Origin of the sequence: Methylobacterium carpenticola (assembly GCF_042748905.1) — a bacterium.
GTDB classification, from domain to species: Bacteria; Pseudomonadota; Alphaproteobacteria; order Rhizobiales; family Beijerinckiaceae; genus Methylobacterium; species Methylobacterium carpenticola.
Window position 1 is genome coordinate 6,456,627 of sequence record NZ_JBHZEO010000001.1, and the last position, 14,525, is coordinate 6,471,151.

The 14,525-nt window shown below is 66.4% G+C and carries 11 protein-coding genes and 1 pseudogene; 8 read left to right on the plus strand and 4 right to left on the minus strand.

Annotation, left to right across the window (positions count from 1 at the left end; all coding sequences use genetic code 11):
- The first annotated feature begins 11 nt into the window (after positions 1-11).
- The 3 genes from ACE101_RS29870 to ACE101_RS29880 all read left to right on the plus strand — a co-directional run bounded on the left by ACE101_RS29870 (position 12) and on the right by ACE101_RS29880 (position 3,268).
- Positions 12-2,204, plus strand: coding sequence for a phage/plasmid primase, P4 family (locus ACE101_RS29870; RefSeq protein WP_379137715.1), 2,193 nt, complete (start codon positions 12-14; stop codon positions 2,202-2,204).
- A gap of 168 nt (positions 2,205-2,372) precedes the next feature.
- Positions 2,373-2,864, plus strand: coding sequence for a hypothetical protein (locus ACE101_RS29875; protein ID WP_379137718.1), 492 nt, complete (start codon positions 2,373-2,375; stop codon positions 2,862-2,864).
- Positions 2,865-2,989: 125 nt separating this feature from the next.
- Positions 2,990-3,268 (plus strand): hypothetical protein, encoded by a 279-nt coding sequence (locus tag ACE101_RS29880; RefSeq protein ID WP_379137721.1) that lies wholly within the window; start codon positions 2,990-2,992, stop codon positions 3,266-3,268.
- Here the strand turns inward: ACE101_RS29880 and ACE101_RS29885 are convergent.
- Genes ACE101_RS29885 through ACE101_RS29895 form a run of 3 tightly spaced genes read right to left on the minus strand, consistent with a single transcriptional unit; the run spans position 3,240 to position 9,062 of the window.
- Complete coding sequence (locus ACE101_RS29885; protein WP_379137724.1) at positions 3,240-8,408, minus strand: phage tail tape measure protein; 5,169 nt, start codon at positions 8,406-8,408, stop codon at positions 3,240-3,242. The genes ACE101_RS29880 and ACE101_RS29885 overlap by 29 nt on opposite strands.
- Entirely contained in the window at positions 8,401-8,610 is a 210-nt protein-coding gene (locus tag ACE101_RS29890) for a hypothetical protein (protein WP_379137727.1), read from the minus strand. The genes ACE101_RS29885 and ACE101_RS29890 overlap by 8 nt, the downstream gene beginning before the upstream one ends.
- A gap of 35 nt (positions 8,611-8,645) precedes the next feature.
- Complete coding sequence (locus ACE101_RS29895; protein WP_379137730.1) at positions 8,646-9,062, minus strand: hypothetical protein; 417 nt, start codon at positions 9,060-9,062, stop codon at positions 8,646-8,648.
- 362 nt (positions 9,063-9,424) lie between these two features.
- Between ACE101_RS29895 and ACE101_RS29900 the strand changes: the two genes are divergently transcribed.
- Complete coding sequence (locus tag ACE101_RS29900; RefSeq protein ID WP_379137733.1) at positions 9,425-10,105, plus strand: recombinase family protein; 681 nt, start codon at positions 9,425-9,427, stop codon at positions 10,103-10,105.
- A 147-nt stretch (positions 10,106-10,252) separates the two neighbouring features.
- On the opposite strand, the gene ACE101_RS29905 is transcribed toward ACE101_RS29900, so the two are convergent.
- The gene (locus ACE101_RS29905) at positions 10,253-10,510 is read right to left on the minus strand and encodes a helix-turn-helix domain-containing protein (RefSeq protein WP_379137736.1); all 258 of its coding nucleotides are present in this window, start codon (positions 10,508-10,510) and stop codon (positions 10,253-10,255) included.
- 455 nt (positions 10,511-10,965) lie between these two features.
- Here ACE101_RS29905 and ACE101_RS29910 point away from each other — a divergent pair, with 455 nt between their 5' ends.
- From ACE101_RS29910 to ACE101_RS29925, 4 genes and pseudogenes are all read left to right on the plus strand, one after another.
- The gene (locus tag ACE101_RS29910; protein ID WP_379137739.1) at positions 10,966-11,226 is read left to right on the plus strand and encodes a helix-turn-helix domain-containing protein; all 261 of its coding nucleotides are present in this window, start codon (positions 10,966-10,968) and stop codon (positions 11,224-11,226) included.
- 1,009 nt (positions 11,227-12,235) lie between these two features.
- Positions 12,236-12,754 (plus strand): winged helix-turn-helix domain-containing protein, encoded by a 519-nt coding sequence (locus tag ACE101_RS29915; RefSeq protein WP_379137742.1) that lies wholly within the window; start codon positions 12,236-12,238, stop codon positions 12,752-12,754.
- Between the two features lie 17 nt (positions 12,755-12,771).
- A pseudogene (locus ACE101_RS29920) lies at positions 12,772-13,308 on the plus strand (IS630 family transposase); the annotation flags it as partial.
- A gap of 282 nt (positions 13,309-13,590) precedes the next feature.
- Complete coding sequence (locus ACE101_RS29925; protein ID WP_379139038.1) at positions 13,591-14,349, plus strand: SDR family oxidoreductase; 759 nt, start codon at positions 13,591-13,593, stop codon at positions 14,347-14,349.
- The last annotated feature ends 176 nt before the right edge of the window (positions 14,350-14,525 follow it).

Below are 14,525 nucleotides of genomic sequence, written 5' to 3' on the forward strand. Positions count from 1 at the left end.
AAAGCTTTAGCATGGCGAATATGGACCTTTCGGTTGCCTCTGGCAACCTCCTTCCGGCCGAAGCTGCTAGGATTTATCTCAATCTCGGTATGGAGCTGCTCCCGGTTCATCCGCTGAGCAAAGCTCCGGTTGGAAAGGACTGGCAGACACGTCCCGGCGTCAGCAATCCCGATCAGGCCGGTATCATGTTCTTGGACCCGGAGCAGAACATCGGTCTCAAGCCCGGTGATAAGTTCGCGGTGATCGATATCGACACCAAAAAGGGCGGCAAGGGCCAGGAAAGCTGGAACGAGCTGAACGAGCGCCTTGGTCCGCTCCCTGACACGGTGGAGGCGATCACCGCGAGCGGGGGTGGATTGCGCGTCTATCGCCTGCCGGCTGCCACTGGCCTGACGTATCAGCCGGAGATGCTCGGCTTGCCCAATCTGGAGTTCCGCGTTGGCGCTATCAACTGCCTCCTCCCTCCCTCGCGCGTCCGCTACAAGCCGGGTGAACTCGCCCCGGGGGAGGTGATTGGTCAGCACAAGTGGAAAAAGGGTCGCGCGCCTAGAGAGATCGAGATTGCTGAGTTGCCGATCACCGTGATCGAGGCGTTGCGGGCCTTCAATCCTAAGAAGCCTGCCAAGAAGCTGACTGTCAGCGGCGGTGCCAACAGCGGCGTGAAGGAGGGCGGCCGGAACGTCGCCCTCACCCGCGAGGCGGGCCGCCTGCGGGCGCGTGGTGCCGGCGAGGACGAGGTCCGCTCGGCCCTCATCGCCCGGAACAGCACCTTCCTGCCGCCGCTCGACCCCTCCGAGGTGAACACGGTGGTGTCGTCGGCCATGAAGTGGCCGGCTGGCACCCTGCGGTACACCGCCAACGACCACGGGCTCGCGACCCGGTTCGTGGACGAGCTGGGCGACGACGTGCGGTTCGTCGCCGACGAGAACCAGTGGCTCATCTGGAACGGCAACATCTGGGAGCGCGACGAGACAGGCCGGGTGGTGCAGCTCTTCCTGGAGATGGCTCAGGCCATGCTCGCGGAGGCCGAGGCCATCCTGGCTGCCGAGGACGACAAGAAGGCGTTCAGGGCCAAGGAGAAGGCCATCGGCTGGGCCAAGCAGGCGGGTGAGAACAGGCGGATCAACTCGGCCCTGAAGGTGGCGCAGACGGACCCGCGGGTCGTCGTCACGCTCGATCAGCTCGATAACTTCCCGGGCTTCCTCCCGGTGGCGAACGGCATCGTGGAACTGGCGACCGGCGAGTTGCTGCCGAACGCCAAGGAGAAGCTGGCGACCCGCGCTTCCCCCTACACCTACACGGCAGAGGCAGCGTGCCCGCGCTGGGAGGCGGTGATCGCGCGGGCGCTCCCCGGCGAGCTGGGCCCGTTCTTCCAGCGGGTCCTGGGCTACAGCCTGATGGGCAACCCGTGCGAGCAGAAGTTCTTCATGCTGCGGGGCGAAGGGGCGGACAGCAAGTCCACCATCGCGCGGGTGATGTCCGGGCTGCTGGGCTCGCTCCTCATCCGTCCCGCGGGAGAGACGTTCCTGGCCTCGGATAACGAGATCACCGGCAACGCGCCGCGGGCCGACCTGATGGCCTTCCGCGGTGCCCGCGTGGTCTTCGCCCCCGAGCCGGACAGCCGCCGCAAGCTCGACAAGGAGCTGATCAAGCGCCTCACCGGCCAGGACGGCATCCAGGCCCGCGCGCCCTACGGCCGCGCCATGGTGGAGTTCGAGATGACGGGAGTGGTGCTGATGTTGGCCAACCACCTGCCGGGTTGCGACGAGGCCGACGAGGCTGCATGGCGGCGCCTCACCCTCATCCCGTTCGACCACACAGTCCCCGAGGCCGAGCGCGACGCGACGCTGGTGGAGACGCTGCTGACGAATGAGGCGGAGGGCATCCTGGCGTGGCTGATTGAGGGCGCGCAGGCCTACGCCCGCGATGGTCTCCAGGTGCCGGAGGTGGTGCGCCAGCGGACGGCCGCCTGGCGCCGCCAGGTTGGCCGGATCGAGCGGTTCGTGGATGAGAGCTGCATTCGTGAGGGCTCGGCCCTGCTGAAAGACCTTCACCGAGCGTACCGGAATACCTGCATGGGCGAACAGCCTTCGTACTACCCGCTCGGGCTCGACAAGTTCAGCGCCCGCCTCAAGCAGCTCGGCTTCACCATCGAGGTCGCGCAGGCGGGCGAGACCGTGATCGGGCTGCGGCTGCGTCGCTAAGATCTTGGAGAAAGGGGGGAGGGGGTAACTTTCATCTGGAGAAAAGGGGAAAATATTTTGAGGAAATGAAAGTTACCCCCTCCCCCTTTCTCCAAGAGCCTGGACATTGTTTTCGCCCGGCCTGCCCCCCGGTGGTGAGAGCCGGATGACGCTGTAAGGACGATCGTCATGATGCGCTGCGAGTTGAGGTCAACGGCTGCCCCGAACGTTATTATTACGAGGAAGCCGACGACGCCCTTCAGGGCACTGCCGGCGGCCTCTGAGGTGACCTTTCCGGGCGTGTTCGCGTGGTCAGCGGTCACCTCCGCCTCCGTCACGACCGCACTAGGTGTCGATCCCGGTGCTTGGAATGTCTGGCGGAACCGCCGTCTGACGCCTGCACCACTGCCCCCTGCCTGGTTTCGGCGCACCTGCGGCCGTCCAAACTACTACCTAGTTTCCGACGTGCTGATGTGGCTCGCGACCCGGCGCGAAGAAGAGTTCGACACCATCACCGCCTGGAGGCTCGGCCTCCTCCGCGACTTCGGACAGGACGTGTCCGACCCCAACGAGGTGCGCAAGCTTGTGCGCGTGTTCACCCAAGCTGGTGGCCCTGCCGGGGGTGTGAGCTTCACGCCGCACGGCTGGACCGCCTACCTGGACAGCCTTGCTGCTGATTGAGCTATCAAGCAGTTATTAACTACCGTTGTCCCACCCTATCTCGGCGCTCACTTGCGCCTTACCCTTCCCGGCAGTCGAAGGGCAACCCTCTGCGGGTCGTTTTGCACTAAGCAGGGGTACTGCGCATGACGCCGAGAACCATTATCAACTTTGAGGAAGAGCTAGTTGCGGTATCGCATGGCGCTTTCTATGACGTTCCCTGTGTTTTTATCAAGACTAAAAATCGTCGATATGTCTTACTTCTGCGCCTTCGCGAGCAAGCGGAAGATTTGATTCGTCATATAGACTACGCAATACCACCGGAGTGGCATCCGGACGATATGAGGATATCTGATATTTATTACTCTTCTGAGGAATACAGAGAATCGCTCAAAACTACTGATGGCCCGCCGCCACACGCTTGATCAACGTCCGAATGGCACCCCCGCGCTGGATGTTGTCGCCGATGGCCGCGACGAAGTCGTTGGGACCCGGCTGCGGCACGGCCTCCGGCGCGACGACGTAGACGTTGGCGTTGGCCTCGGCCCGATTTCCTCCGAACCGCGACGGCTCCACCGGGGGAGCCTTCGCCATCACGCCAGCGCCCATGGCGTTCATTCGGTCCAGGGTCTCCCGGCCGATCACGTCCACCGCCGACCGCTTCAGGACGAACTCACCCGGCATGAGGGTCCGGGGCACGCTATCCCGGTTCGGCACCCCGCCTGTGACCAGGCCGCCAGTGGCCATGCCAGGCGCGGCCGGCGCTCCGGTGAAGGCGCCGAGGATGCTGCCGAGCAACCCGCCGCCCGAGCTGCCGCCCATCAGGCCGCCGAACAGCATCTTCATGACCTCGTTCGACAAGGCTTTGGACGCGATCGACGCCATGTCGGACAAGATCGACGTAGCGAAGGTCCGAAACGCGTCCTTCCCCTTCACCGTACCGGTGGCGAGCCCCTGGAACAGGTTGGCCATCGAACTGGACATGCCGCTCATGGCCTGCTGCCAGTAGCCGGCCATCTCCTGCGCCGCCGTCTTGAACTCCCCGGTCTTGCGGTCGATCATCCCGGCCGACGTGAAGAAGTCGAGGGACCCGCGGCTGAGCGCGGCCCCGAAATCGTCCCGGCGAGCCTCCACCCCACGCTGGAGGTTCGCGTTGGCCGCGTAGTCGGCCTCCTTCTTCTTCAGCTCGGTGATCCGCTCCTGAATCGCGGCACGCCCAGTCTCGCTGAGCAATCCGCGCTCGCGGAGCTGCGCGAGCTGCTGTTCAAGGGCCAGCTCCTCCGCCCGGATGGCCGCGGTCTGGCCCTCCAGCTTCAGCCGGTCAGCCGCTTGGCGCGCCGCGGTGTCGGCCGCCTGCACCTCGCCGGCCGAGACCTTGCCCGAGGTCTCCTCACCCTTCAGGTAGTCGGCCCGGGCCTTGGTGCGCTCGGCCTCCTCCCGGTAGGTCTTTAGCGTGGCCTCACCTATGGCCTTTGCGTTCTCCTCCACCAGCTTGGCGGCTCGATCGGCATAGCTGCGCTGGACCCGCGCGAGCTGGTCCGACTTCTCGTCGGGCGCCAGCGCCGAAAACCTGTCGCTGGCCTTTTCCCGCTCCAGATCCTTGTCGCGCTGGGCAGCCAGATCATCGATCGTCCGGCGGGCTGGCGCGAGGTCGGCCGTCCGGCCCACGGCCCGGCGGTCCAGGGCGAGCTGGTCGGACAGGGCCTGTTCGTCACGTGCGAGCTGCCGTTGCTCCAGCGCCAGCCGCTTCTGGCGGATGGCTCGGGCGTTGGCCTCCTCCGTCGTCGCGGCCTCTGCCCGCGCCTTCCGGCCGGCGGCCTCGCCCTCATCGAGCGCGTCTCCGGTAGGGGTGACCAGCCTGTCAGCCCTGACAGCTTTGCTGTTGAACGCGGCCAGCATCCGGGTGACGAACTCGGCCGACGTGTCGTCGGCCCGGCCACCGTTGGCGGTGATGGCCTGCCGCGCCCGGCCTGCCTCCACCCCGGCATCAATCAGGGCCTGAACCGCACCCTTGCCGGGGTTGCTCAGCAGCGCCGAGCCGCCGCCCTCGCCCTGGTTGTAGAGCACGTACCTGTTGTCGTCGGACAGGTTCAGGCCCTTCGAGCGAAGGGTCTTGTCGATCTGGTCGAAGTAGCGGATCGCGGCCAGGGCCGACTGAGCCACGTTGGTGGGGTCGGACAGCCCGAAGTCCTGCGCGGTCCCGCGCGTGAACTGGAACACGCCCCGGGCTCCGGTGGGGCTGACGACCTGCGGGTTGAAGTCGCTCTCGAAGGAGCCGAACCGGAGGAGCGTGCGGAGCCGGTCGTTCCGGCCGGCCCCCTCCGCCGCGTCCGCGATCTGGCGCGCGACGGCGTTGCCTTCCTCGCTCAGGGCGGGTGCGCGGTTGAACCCGACCGGGGCGCTCACCGCCTCCCGAGCCAGGCGGAGCTGGCCTTGCTGGTCCACGATGCCGATGGCCTGCTGCAACAGCTCGCGCACCTTGGCGGCCAGCTCGGCCGCCTTGTCCACCGTGGTGGCCGGGTCGCGGATCTGCTTATCGAGCTGCGCCACCTGCGCATCGATCACGGCCTTCTGCCGGCCGAGCGCCCGTTCCTGCGCGGTGAGCACCGCTTCGGTGACCCGCTTTCGTACCTCGGAGATGCGATCCACATAGCCGGCCAGCCGGGCGTCCAGCTCCTCATTCGCGGCGGCCAGGCGCTCGCGCAGCTCGGGCCGGTTCGCCACCTCGTCCGGGTTCGGCACCTGCGCTTCGATGAGCTGGCGGGCGATGGCGCGTTGGCGCTCCACCAGAACCTTCACCTGCGCCTCGATCTCGCCCGGCTCGGCCGTGTCCCGGGTCACCCCCGCACGCTTCATGAGCGTATTGATCTGCGCCGCTGTGGCCTTCCGCTCGGCCTGAAGCTCGCGCGTCAGGTCCGGCCGGATGCTGGACGCGATCTCGTCCAGCTCCTTCGTGACGCCGCGCCGGAGGCTCTTGAGCTGGTCCGCGATGCGAGCGCCGGCCTCAGTGACTGTCTTGTCGGCGGCACCGGCCGCCTTCAGGCCGTCCAGGTAAGTCTGGAACTGAGCCTCCAGGGCGGTGGCGTCGGCCTGCGTCTCCCGGATCGCGGCTACGATCCGGTCCTTCTTCTCGGTTCCGGTGAGCCCCCGGTCGGTGTCCACGGCCCGACTGCGCTCGGCCAGCCCTGCCTGGAGGTCGGCGGCCCGCTGGCCGAAGGCCTGGAACTCGGGGGCCTGCTGGAGGCGTGACACGTCGGCCCGGGCCGACAGCTCGGTGAGCTTGCCCTGCGCCGCCACCGCGTTGCTGTTGGTCTTCACCGCGTCCGCGAACAGGGTCGCGATCTTGTCGAGCCGGTCGAGAGTATCAACGATCCCTGCGAGCCGGCGCGGGTCCGATGCGTCCAGCCGCAGCGGCGCGGCCTCGCGCTCCAGGCGCTGGCGCTCATCAAGGATGAGCTGCTGGTAGCGAGACATGCCCAGCGGATCGTCTTGGCCGAGCGAGGCCGGGTTGCGGATCACCTCCAGCAGGGGCTTCAGCGCGGTGAGGCCGGCGCGGGCGAGCGCCGTGTCGTCCGAGATCGCGGTCGGCAGCGGAGCGATGGCGCCCTCGATGTACTCCGAGGGGCCAGAGATCGCGCCGAGCGCGTCGGCGATGCGCTGGTCGGCCGAGCGCCGGTCCACGTTGCCCTTGGTGACCAGGGCGTCCAGCTCCTTCGCCGTCACCGCGAACTGGCGCTGCAACAGCTCGGTGTTCTGGGACTGAAGCTCGGTGCGGAGCCGCCGGTAGGCCGCAATCAGCTCATCGATGCTGGCCGCGTTGGACGAGATGGACAGCCCGAGGTCGCCGAACGCCTTCTGCGCCTCCAGGATGGTGTTCCGGCGGAGCACCGGGTCAGCGTTCAGCTTCTCCCGGCGCTCCAGCAAGAGGCCGAGCTGCTGGTCCACGCCCGAGATGCCGGTCTCGATGGACTGCTGTTGGGCCAGCACCTCGTTGCGCACCGCGCGCACCTGGTCCAGAGCCTCCTTCGCGCGCTCGGTCTCTGAAAGAAGCCTGGCCAAGTACGCACCACCGCCGATCGCCGCGCCGGTCGCCGCGATGGCGAGCACCGCCGGGTTGGCGAGACCCGCCAGCAGCGGGGCGAGGCTGGCCGCGAGCGCCCCGAGGCGCAGGCCGGCGGCGGCCACCGCGATGGTGCCGAGCCCAGTGCCGACGATAGGGAGCACCACCCCGAGCTTGTCGGCCGCGGCGGTGAGCGCGGAGGCCCCGTCCACCGCGCTGGTGAGCCCGGTGACCATCGGCCGAAGGCTCTTGTCCAGCAGGGCGAACGAGACATTCCCGAACCGCGTCAGCGATGCGGACAGGCTCTCGTTAGCCTTGGCAGCACCCTCCGCTGCCGCGCTGGACAGCGTGAGGTCGCCCCCGAGCCGCTTGATCGTGTCGAGCTGGCCGAGCATGGCCGAGAAGGCGGAGGCCGCCCGGAGGTCCAGCGAGCGCAGGGCCTCGGACGTGCCGAAGCCGGCCCGCCGCAGGTTCTCGATAACGCCGATGAGGCCGTTGGCCCGCAGGTCCACATCGGCGAGGCTGAGCCCGACCTGGCGCAGGCCCTCCTTCAGCTTGTCGGTGGGGGCGGTGAACTCCTGGAAGAACTGCCGGAGGCCGGTGCCGAGCGTGGACCCGGACTTGATGCCGGCCTGCGCCATGCCGCCGAGCGCCGCCGTCAGCTCGGTGAAGCTCACGCCGCTGTCGCGGGCGACATTCGCCGCGTAGCTGATACCAAGCTGGAGCTGGTCCATGCCGAGCTTGGTGCGGTTCAGGGCACCTACGAACACGTCGGCCACGTCGCCCGAGCGGCTGGCCTCCAGGTTGTAGGCCCCGAGCACCGAGGTGATGGCCTCCACCGACTGCTGGAGGGTGGACCCGGACGCGGCGGCGAGGTCCAGCACCGGCTTCAGGGTCTGGCCGACGCCCTTAGCGGACAGGCCGATCTGGCCGAGCTGGATGGAGACGTTGGCCAGCTCGGTGACGCTGAAGCGCGAGGTGGAAGCCACCTCCAGCAGCCGGTCCCGGAAGCCGGCCATCTCGGTGTTGGTGGTCTCGGTGATGGCCTGGAACTGGCGAAGCCGGTCATCGAACTCGGCGAGCTGCTGGAGCCCGGTCCGAAGTACGGTGATGCCAGAACCGATGGCGGCGTAGTTGGCCGCGATCAGGGCCTGAAGCTGGAACAGGCCGCCAGGGGCGGCACTAGCTGTGCCAGAGCCCGGGGGGATGCCACCACCGCTACCCACGCCCCCCGAGGCCGAGGATGAGACCGCCGCCCGTGCCGCCGTCAGAGCCGCGGTCGCGGTGCGCAGGTCCGCCACCGCCTGCTGGATCTGCGAGGCCCCCCCGCTGGCGGCCTTTGCCGAGATCGGCTCCAGGGCTTTGGCGGCACCCCGCAGCTGCTCACCGAGCCGACTTGCCGTGTCGAGCATGTCGCGCAGGGTCCGGGCGGATCGCTCGAACCCCTGTTCCAGGGGTGAGGCATCGACGTTCAGCGGAATGTCGATCTGGTTCTCGTCAGCCATTGATCGCCCGGGCAAAAGCCATCATGTCGGACACGCTGTCGAGGCGCTGTTCGTCTTGCTTCGTGCCCGATTTCGACCCGAAGACTTGGCCTGCCGTGTAGAGCAGACTTTCCGTCGTGCTCATGGCCTTGACCATCTCGAACTGCACCCGGACATCGGCGAGGCGCCGGAGGTCTTCGAAGGTATGGGACCAGTAGACCACCGGCAGGCCACTCGGCTTGACGCCAAGCGCAAAGATCAGGGTGTCTTCGAAGCTGAGCCCGCCAAACCACTCAGCGACGACCCGACAGCCGTCAGTCGCGCCCCGTTGGTCTGAAGGCCGTCCAGGTGCTTCTCCAGCCGCCTGAGAAAAAAATCTGAGAGGTGCTCCTTCACGAAGTCCAGCACCGCTTCGGCGTCGGGAACGCTGAGATCGGTCGGAATGAACCACTCGGCGTCGGTGCGCCGGCCGCGCTCGTCCCGGGGCGCGAGGCAGATTTCCAGAGTGGCGGCGCTGGTGTTCGGGTTGAAGTCGATCTCCGGCAGACGCTCCATGCCACCCACCAGTTCGGCCAACTCGTTCAGGCGGCCGAAAGACATCAAGATTTCAGTGGGCTTGTCGCCGACGTTGACGGTGATCGACGGGGCGGGGCTGGTGCTGCTGGACTTCTGCACGATTGCTCTCCTGTTGGCGCAGGAGAGAATATGGTCACGGCGGTGGGTGGATTGTAGGCCCGATACTTCAATAGCTAGATTTATTTGGCATGAAAAGTTGAAGTTACAGGAAGACCGTGTTGTAATCATCGGGAAAACCGAAAATTTACTCCGAAAACAATTCGCATAATGTGATCGATTAGGCTAAAAATCCACAGAAAAATTGGGGGTCATGGTCTTCACATGTTGGATATTTCGTCAAGAGATTTATCTTTATATTTGAGAGATAAAGCTATGCCGTTCTCCCGCTGGTTCGTGCGAAGGTGTGTCATTAGCCAGTACGGTCGTACAGGCAAATGATACAATAGAGCACGGTACCATCCATGGCTGGAGGTCGGTTCGTCAGCTACCTGCGGGTGAGCACCGCTAAGCAGGGCGCATCAGGCCTTGGGCTGGAGGCGCAGCGCAAGGCGGTGACCGACTTCCTGAACGGCGGGCGGTGGACCCTGGTCACCGAGGTGGTGGAGATAGAGAGCGGCAAGCGGGCGGACCGGCCGAAGCTGGCTGAAGCCCTCCGCCTCTGCCGCCTCCACGGTGCTACACTGGTCATTGCCAAGCTAGACCGGCTGTCGCGTGATGCCCACTTCCTGCTTGGCCTCCAGCGGGCAGGCGTGCGCTTCGTCGCGGCCGATATGCCCGAGGCGAACGAGATGGTGGTCGGCATCATGGCGGTGGTGGCGCAGGCCGAGCGGAAGATGATCTCGGCCCGCACCAAGGCCGCGCTCGCTGCCGCGAAGGAGCGAGGCGTGAAACTCGGTGGCCCGACACACCACCTTCCGGCTCAGGCCGGCCGGGCAGCCGCCGCCAGCGCCTCGGTGCGATCGGCCGGGGCGAGGCACCGAGCGGAGGATCTGGCGCGCGACATCGCTGAGCTGCGGGCGGAGGGGGCCAGGTCCTTGCGCGATCTTGCGACCGGCCTCGACCGGCGAGGGATCACCACCGCGCGGGGCTCGGCCTGGACGGCAACGGCGGTTCGGCGGGTGCTGGAGCGGATCGGGGGATGAAAGCGGGCGGGCCATGCCAGGCTGCTGGCAGTACAGCATTCTGGCATTCTGGCTGGCATTCTGGCAGCCAGCTTTCTGAACAGCAACACAGCACTCCAGCAGCACAGCCAACTGGAGTGCTGTGTTGCTGGGCTGCCAGCAGAAGCCTCACACCTCCTCAACCGCGCGCGTCCACTCGTCTTCATCCGCCTCCAGCAACTCCGGCACCTCGCATCCGATAGCGACGCTGATGCGCTCTAGGTCATCAAGCCGGATGTCGTCGGCGCCGGCTTCGATGGCCGTGAGGCGGTCCGCCTGAATGCCTCCGACCCGGCTGGACATCTCGGCCAGGTTAAGCTTATGCGCGGCTCGGAAGTCGAATACCCGCTGACCGACGCGGGCGTGCCAGTCGCTGATCGTGATCATCGGGTCTCTCCGGTTGATCGATGTGGCAGCGCGGCGGGCGGCCTGGGCGGCGGCCCACCCGATCTTGAGCCCGTGCGCCATGGCGGCGCGCCAGCAGCCTCGGGCGAGGCAGCCATTCGGGACGGCCTGGGCGTGCTGGACAGCGCAGGCCATGAGGGCCCGGCGATCGAAGCCACCTACCGCCGTCCAGAGGCGGGCGCGGTTGCCGCTTGCGGCTCGCAGGGCCTCGGCTCTGGCGGCCCGGACGCTCGCCAACTGGGCGCTCCGGGCTACGGCCGGCCGGCGCTCGGCCTGAAGCTCGTGCATAGTGGCGGACCAGTTAAGGGAGCGGCAGGCTAACACGGGTTTCGCTTTCCGTCGTTTTTCGACAGTTCAAGCGATATACGATATTTTAAGCTACTTCAATCACTTTTCGCTTGTCTTGTCGTTTTTCGACAGCTGTGAGATACGGAAGCATGATCACCGCAGCACAATGCCGGGCCGCCCGCGGCCTCCTGAATTGGACGCAAGCTGAGCTGGCCGCCGCTGCCTCTGTGGGTGTAGTGACCGTCCGTCAGCTCGAAGGACAGGGTGCCGAGCCGCGTCCTGCGACCCTGACGGTGATCCGTCAGGCGTTCGAGAAAGCCGGAGTGGAGCTTATCCCGGAGGACGGCACCAGTACCGGCGGCGGGGCCGGGGTGCGGATGCGCGATGGCGGCAAGAGTTCTGATGATTGAGGCCCTGGTCAGGACGCTGTTCGGACCGGGAGTGAACTCTAAAACGCGCTTGGCCGTCCTCCTGAACTGGACCACGCGGCACGGCTCTGAGCTTAGTTCACAACCGGCGCTTTTCTGGTCTGCCCTCCATCGCGCATGGAGCGGCTGTGATGATACTTGGCATCAGTGCGATGAGCTGTTGCACCTGACGCGAGAGTTCCGCCACTATTTGGCCGATCTGGATGAGCGACCTTGTGACCACCTGGTGGAAGCGGAGGATCGTGCCTTCTACGCGGCCCCGCCGGAGCGGATCCAATCTACCGCGGGTACCACATGGACAGGGTGATGGGCCTCGCCTGGACCACAGAGAGGTCAACGGCCCTCACGTTCACCAGTGGGCATCGAGGCATGGCGATCCCCGATCCGGTCCTAGTCGCGGCTACGGTCGCGAAGGCTGCGATCCTTGGGGCCTACCAAGACCGGCAGGAGAGCGAGATCCTGGTGGACCCACTCGACCTCAAGAACCTGCGTGTTCGATTCACCTAAGGTCAAACCCCAATCAGCTTGACTATGTGAACGGCCGCTGAGGGTGGGATCTGTCATTGGACCGTCGCCCAAAAGCCGACATTCGAATTCGTGCCCGTTTCAGCCGCTCAGCAGACTCTGGTGGCTTCTCCGAAGTGGACGCTGCAGAAGCTCAACTTGTACGTCTCAGTTGCGCCACTTCCGGACCTTAAATCAGGGCGACCAGAATATCCGCTCATCCCCCGGGAGCAGCCGCTGGTGCCGTTAAGGCGGTTTTCCAAGTGCCCTCATGCGCGACAGTGTGCAGATGCGTCCGAAGGCGACCAAACCTTGGTTTCCGTGGCTCGCAGCCAATCCGTTCCATTTGCGCCGAAAATCCGGCTGGCGAACGCCGAACGATTGGAGGCGGGTGCCTGATACCGCCGCGCTTTGGCGTTGACTCGAACGTGAGTTGGTTGTGCAGCGCGTCTGTGCTGGCCTGCGGCCTGTGCAGCAGGAGGCCGCGATGGCACGACCGGGCCTGACGATCCGCACCGATCTCGCCAGCGCCGCCGAGTTGCGTCGCCTGGCCCGGCGCGAGCCCCGCCGACGCACGATGCAGCGCCTCCTAGCCGTCGCCAACGCGCTGGAGGGCATGAGCCGCGCCGAGGCGGCGCGGGCGGCCGGAATGGAGCGCCAAGCCCTGCGCGACGCGGTGATCCGGTTCAATGCCGAGGGGTTGGCCGGGCTGGTGGATCGTCCGCACGGCCACAGGCGGGAGATCCTCAGCGAGGGCGAGCAGGCGGTGCTGGTGCAGCGCATCTTGGTCGGGCCGGATCCCGAACGAGGGGAGCCGTCGAGTTGGACGCTGCCGGACCTCTGCCGCTTCATCGAGGAGCGGTTCGACAAGACCATGTGCCCGCAATCCATGTCACGGGTCGTGCGTCGGCTCGGGCTGTCGAAGCAGAAGGCCAGGCCCGTTCACCCGAAGCGGCACGCCCGTGCCGCTGCCGCTTTCGCCAAAAGGGGCTTCGCACCGCCGTAGCGGCGGCGGCCCAAGCCCATCCGGACAAGACGATCGCGCTCTGGTTCATGGATGAGGCGCGCGTGGGCCAGAAGGGCCGGACCGGCCACCGCTGGTGGGTGCGCGGCCAACGCCCGCCAGGGTTGTGCGACAAGCGCTTCGCCTCAGCTTACATCTTCGCGGCCGTGCGGCCCGCCACAGGCGAGGAGTTCGCCCTTGTGCTGCCGCGGGTCTGCACTCAGGCCATGGATCGCTTCCTGGCCGACTTTGCGGCCAGCATCCCAGCCGACACCCACGCTGTGATGGTGCTGGACGGTGCGGGCTGGCACGATCCGCGCGCGGTGACGCTCCCGCCCAACCTCACCCTCGTGCCGCTGCCGCCCTACAGTCCCGAGTTGAACCCAGTCGAGCGTGTCTGGCTCTACCTGCGCGAGCGCTACCTCTCCCATCGGCTTCTGGCCGACTACGAGGCCGTCGTCGAGGCGTGCTGCCGGGCCTGGACTGCGCTCGCGGCAGAGACCGGCCGCATCAAGTCCCTCTGCGCCTACCCCTACCTGCAACAGATCAGTTCATAAGCGCGGCGGTATGACACCTTCGTATGGGAGCGTTTGCGAAAGGTGTGATCGCGCTCAGACTTCCCGTCGATATGGCGGCCGAATCGAACTGTTAGATTGATCCTCGTCGCTGAACCCCGGGGTCAAACCAGGGGTAAGCCTGCCTCGAACCAGCAGCACGACCGATCCGCTTCGTCCGGCGCCACCCGCCGGCAATCGCAAGAGCGTGGGCAACGCAACAGCCCATGCGCGCCGTTCGGCGCGGGTTCGGTCGTCTGCCCCCCCTCGCATGGAGACGAAACGATGCAACTCACCGGCAATACCATCTTCATCACCGGCGGCACCTCGGGCATCGGCCGCGGTTTTGCCGAAGCGTTTCACCGGCTCGGGAACCAAGTGATCGTCGCGGGCCGCCGTCAGGCGCTCCTGGACGAGGTCACGCGGGCCAATCCCGGGATGCGATCGATCACCCTCGACATCGCCGACCCGACGGCGATCAAGGCCGTGGCTGCCACGCTAACGGCCGAGTTTCCGACGCTCAACGTGCTGTTCAACAATGCCGGCATCATGCCGTTCGACGACGCGTCGGGCGTCATCGACGATGCGGTCGCGCAGGCGATCCTGACCACCAACCTGCTCGGGCCGATCCGGATGACCTCTGCCCTGATCGAGCACCTGAAGGCACAGAAGCGGGCGACGATCGTCAACAATACCTCGGTCCTCGCCTTCCTGCCGCTGGCGAGCACGGCGGTCTACTCGGCCAGCAAGGCGGCCCTGCACGCCTACACGCTCTCCCAGCGCTTCATGCTGCGCAACACCCGCGTCACGGTCCAGGAGATCGCGCCGCCGTGGGTCGATACCGACCTGATCAAGAAGAGCGGCGATCCGCGCGCCATGCCGCTTGATGCCTTCATCGCCGAGACGATGGTCGGGCTCGGCACCGATGTCGAGGAGGTTGTGGTCGAGGCCGTGCGCTCCGTGCGCGACAATCCCGGCGCCGGCGAGCACGCGATGGTGAACGCCTTCAACACCGCGCTCGTCGCCAACCCGATCCCCGTCTGAGCCTTGTCCCGGGCGGGTCTCTGCGGCCCGCCCGTCACCGATCCACTTCGAGGAGGATATACGATAAGCAAGTCATACGACGCCGTGGTGATCGAGGCGGACGATCGCATCCTCGGCTTCGCCATGCTCGGCGCGGATGTCGGCGAGATCATGGCGGCCGCTGCGGAGGCCTGAGG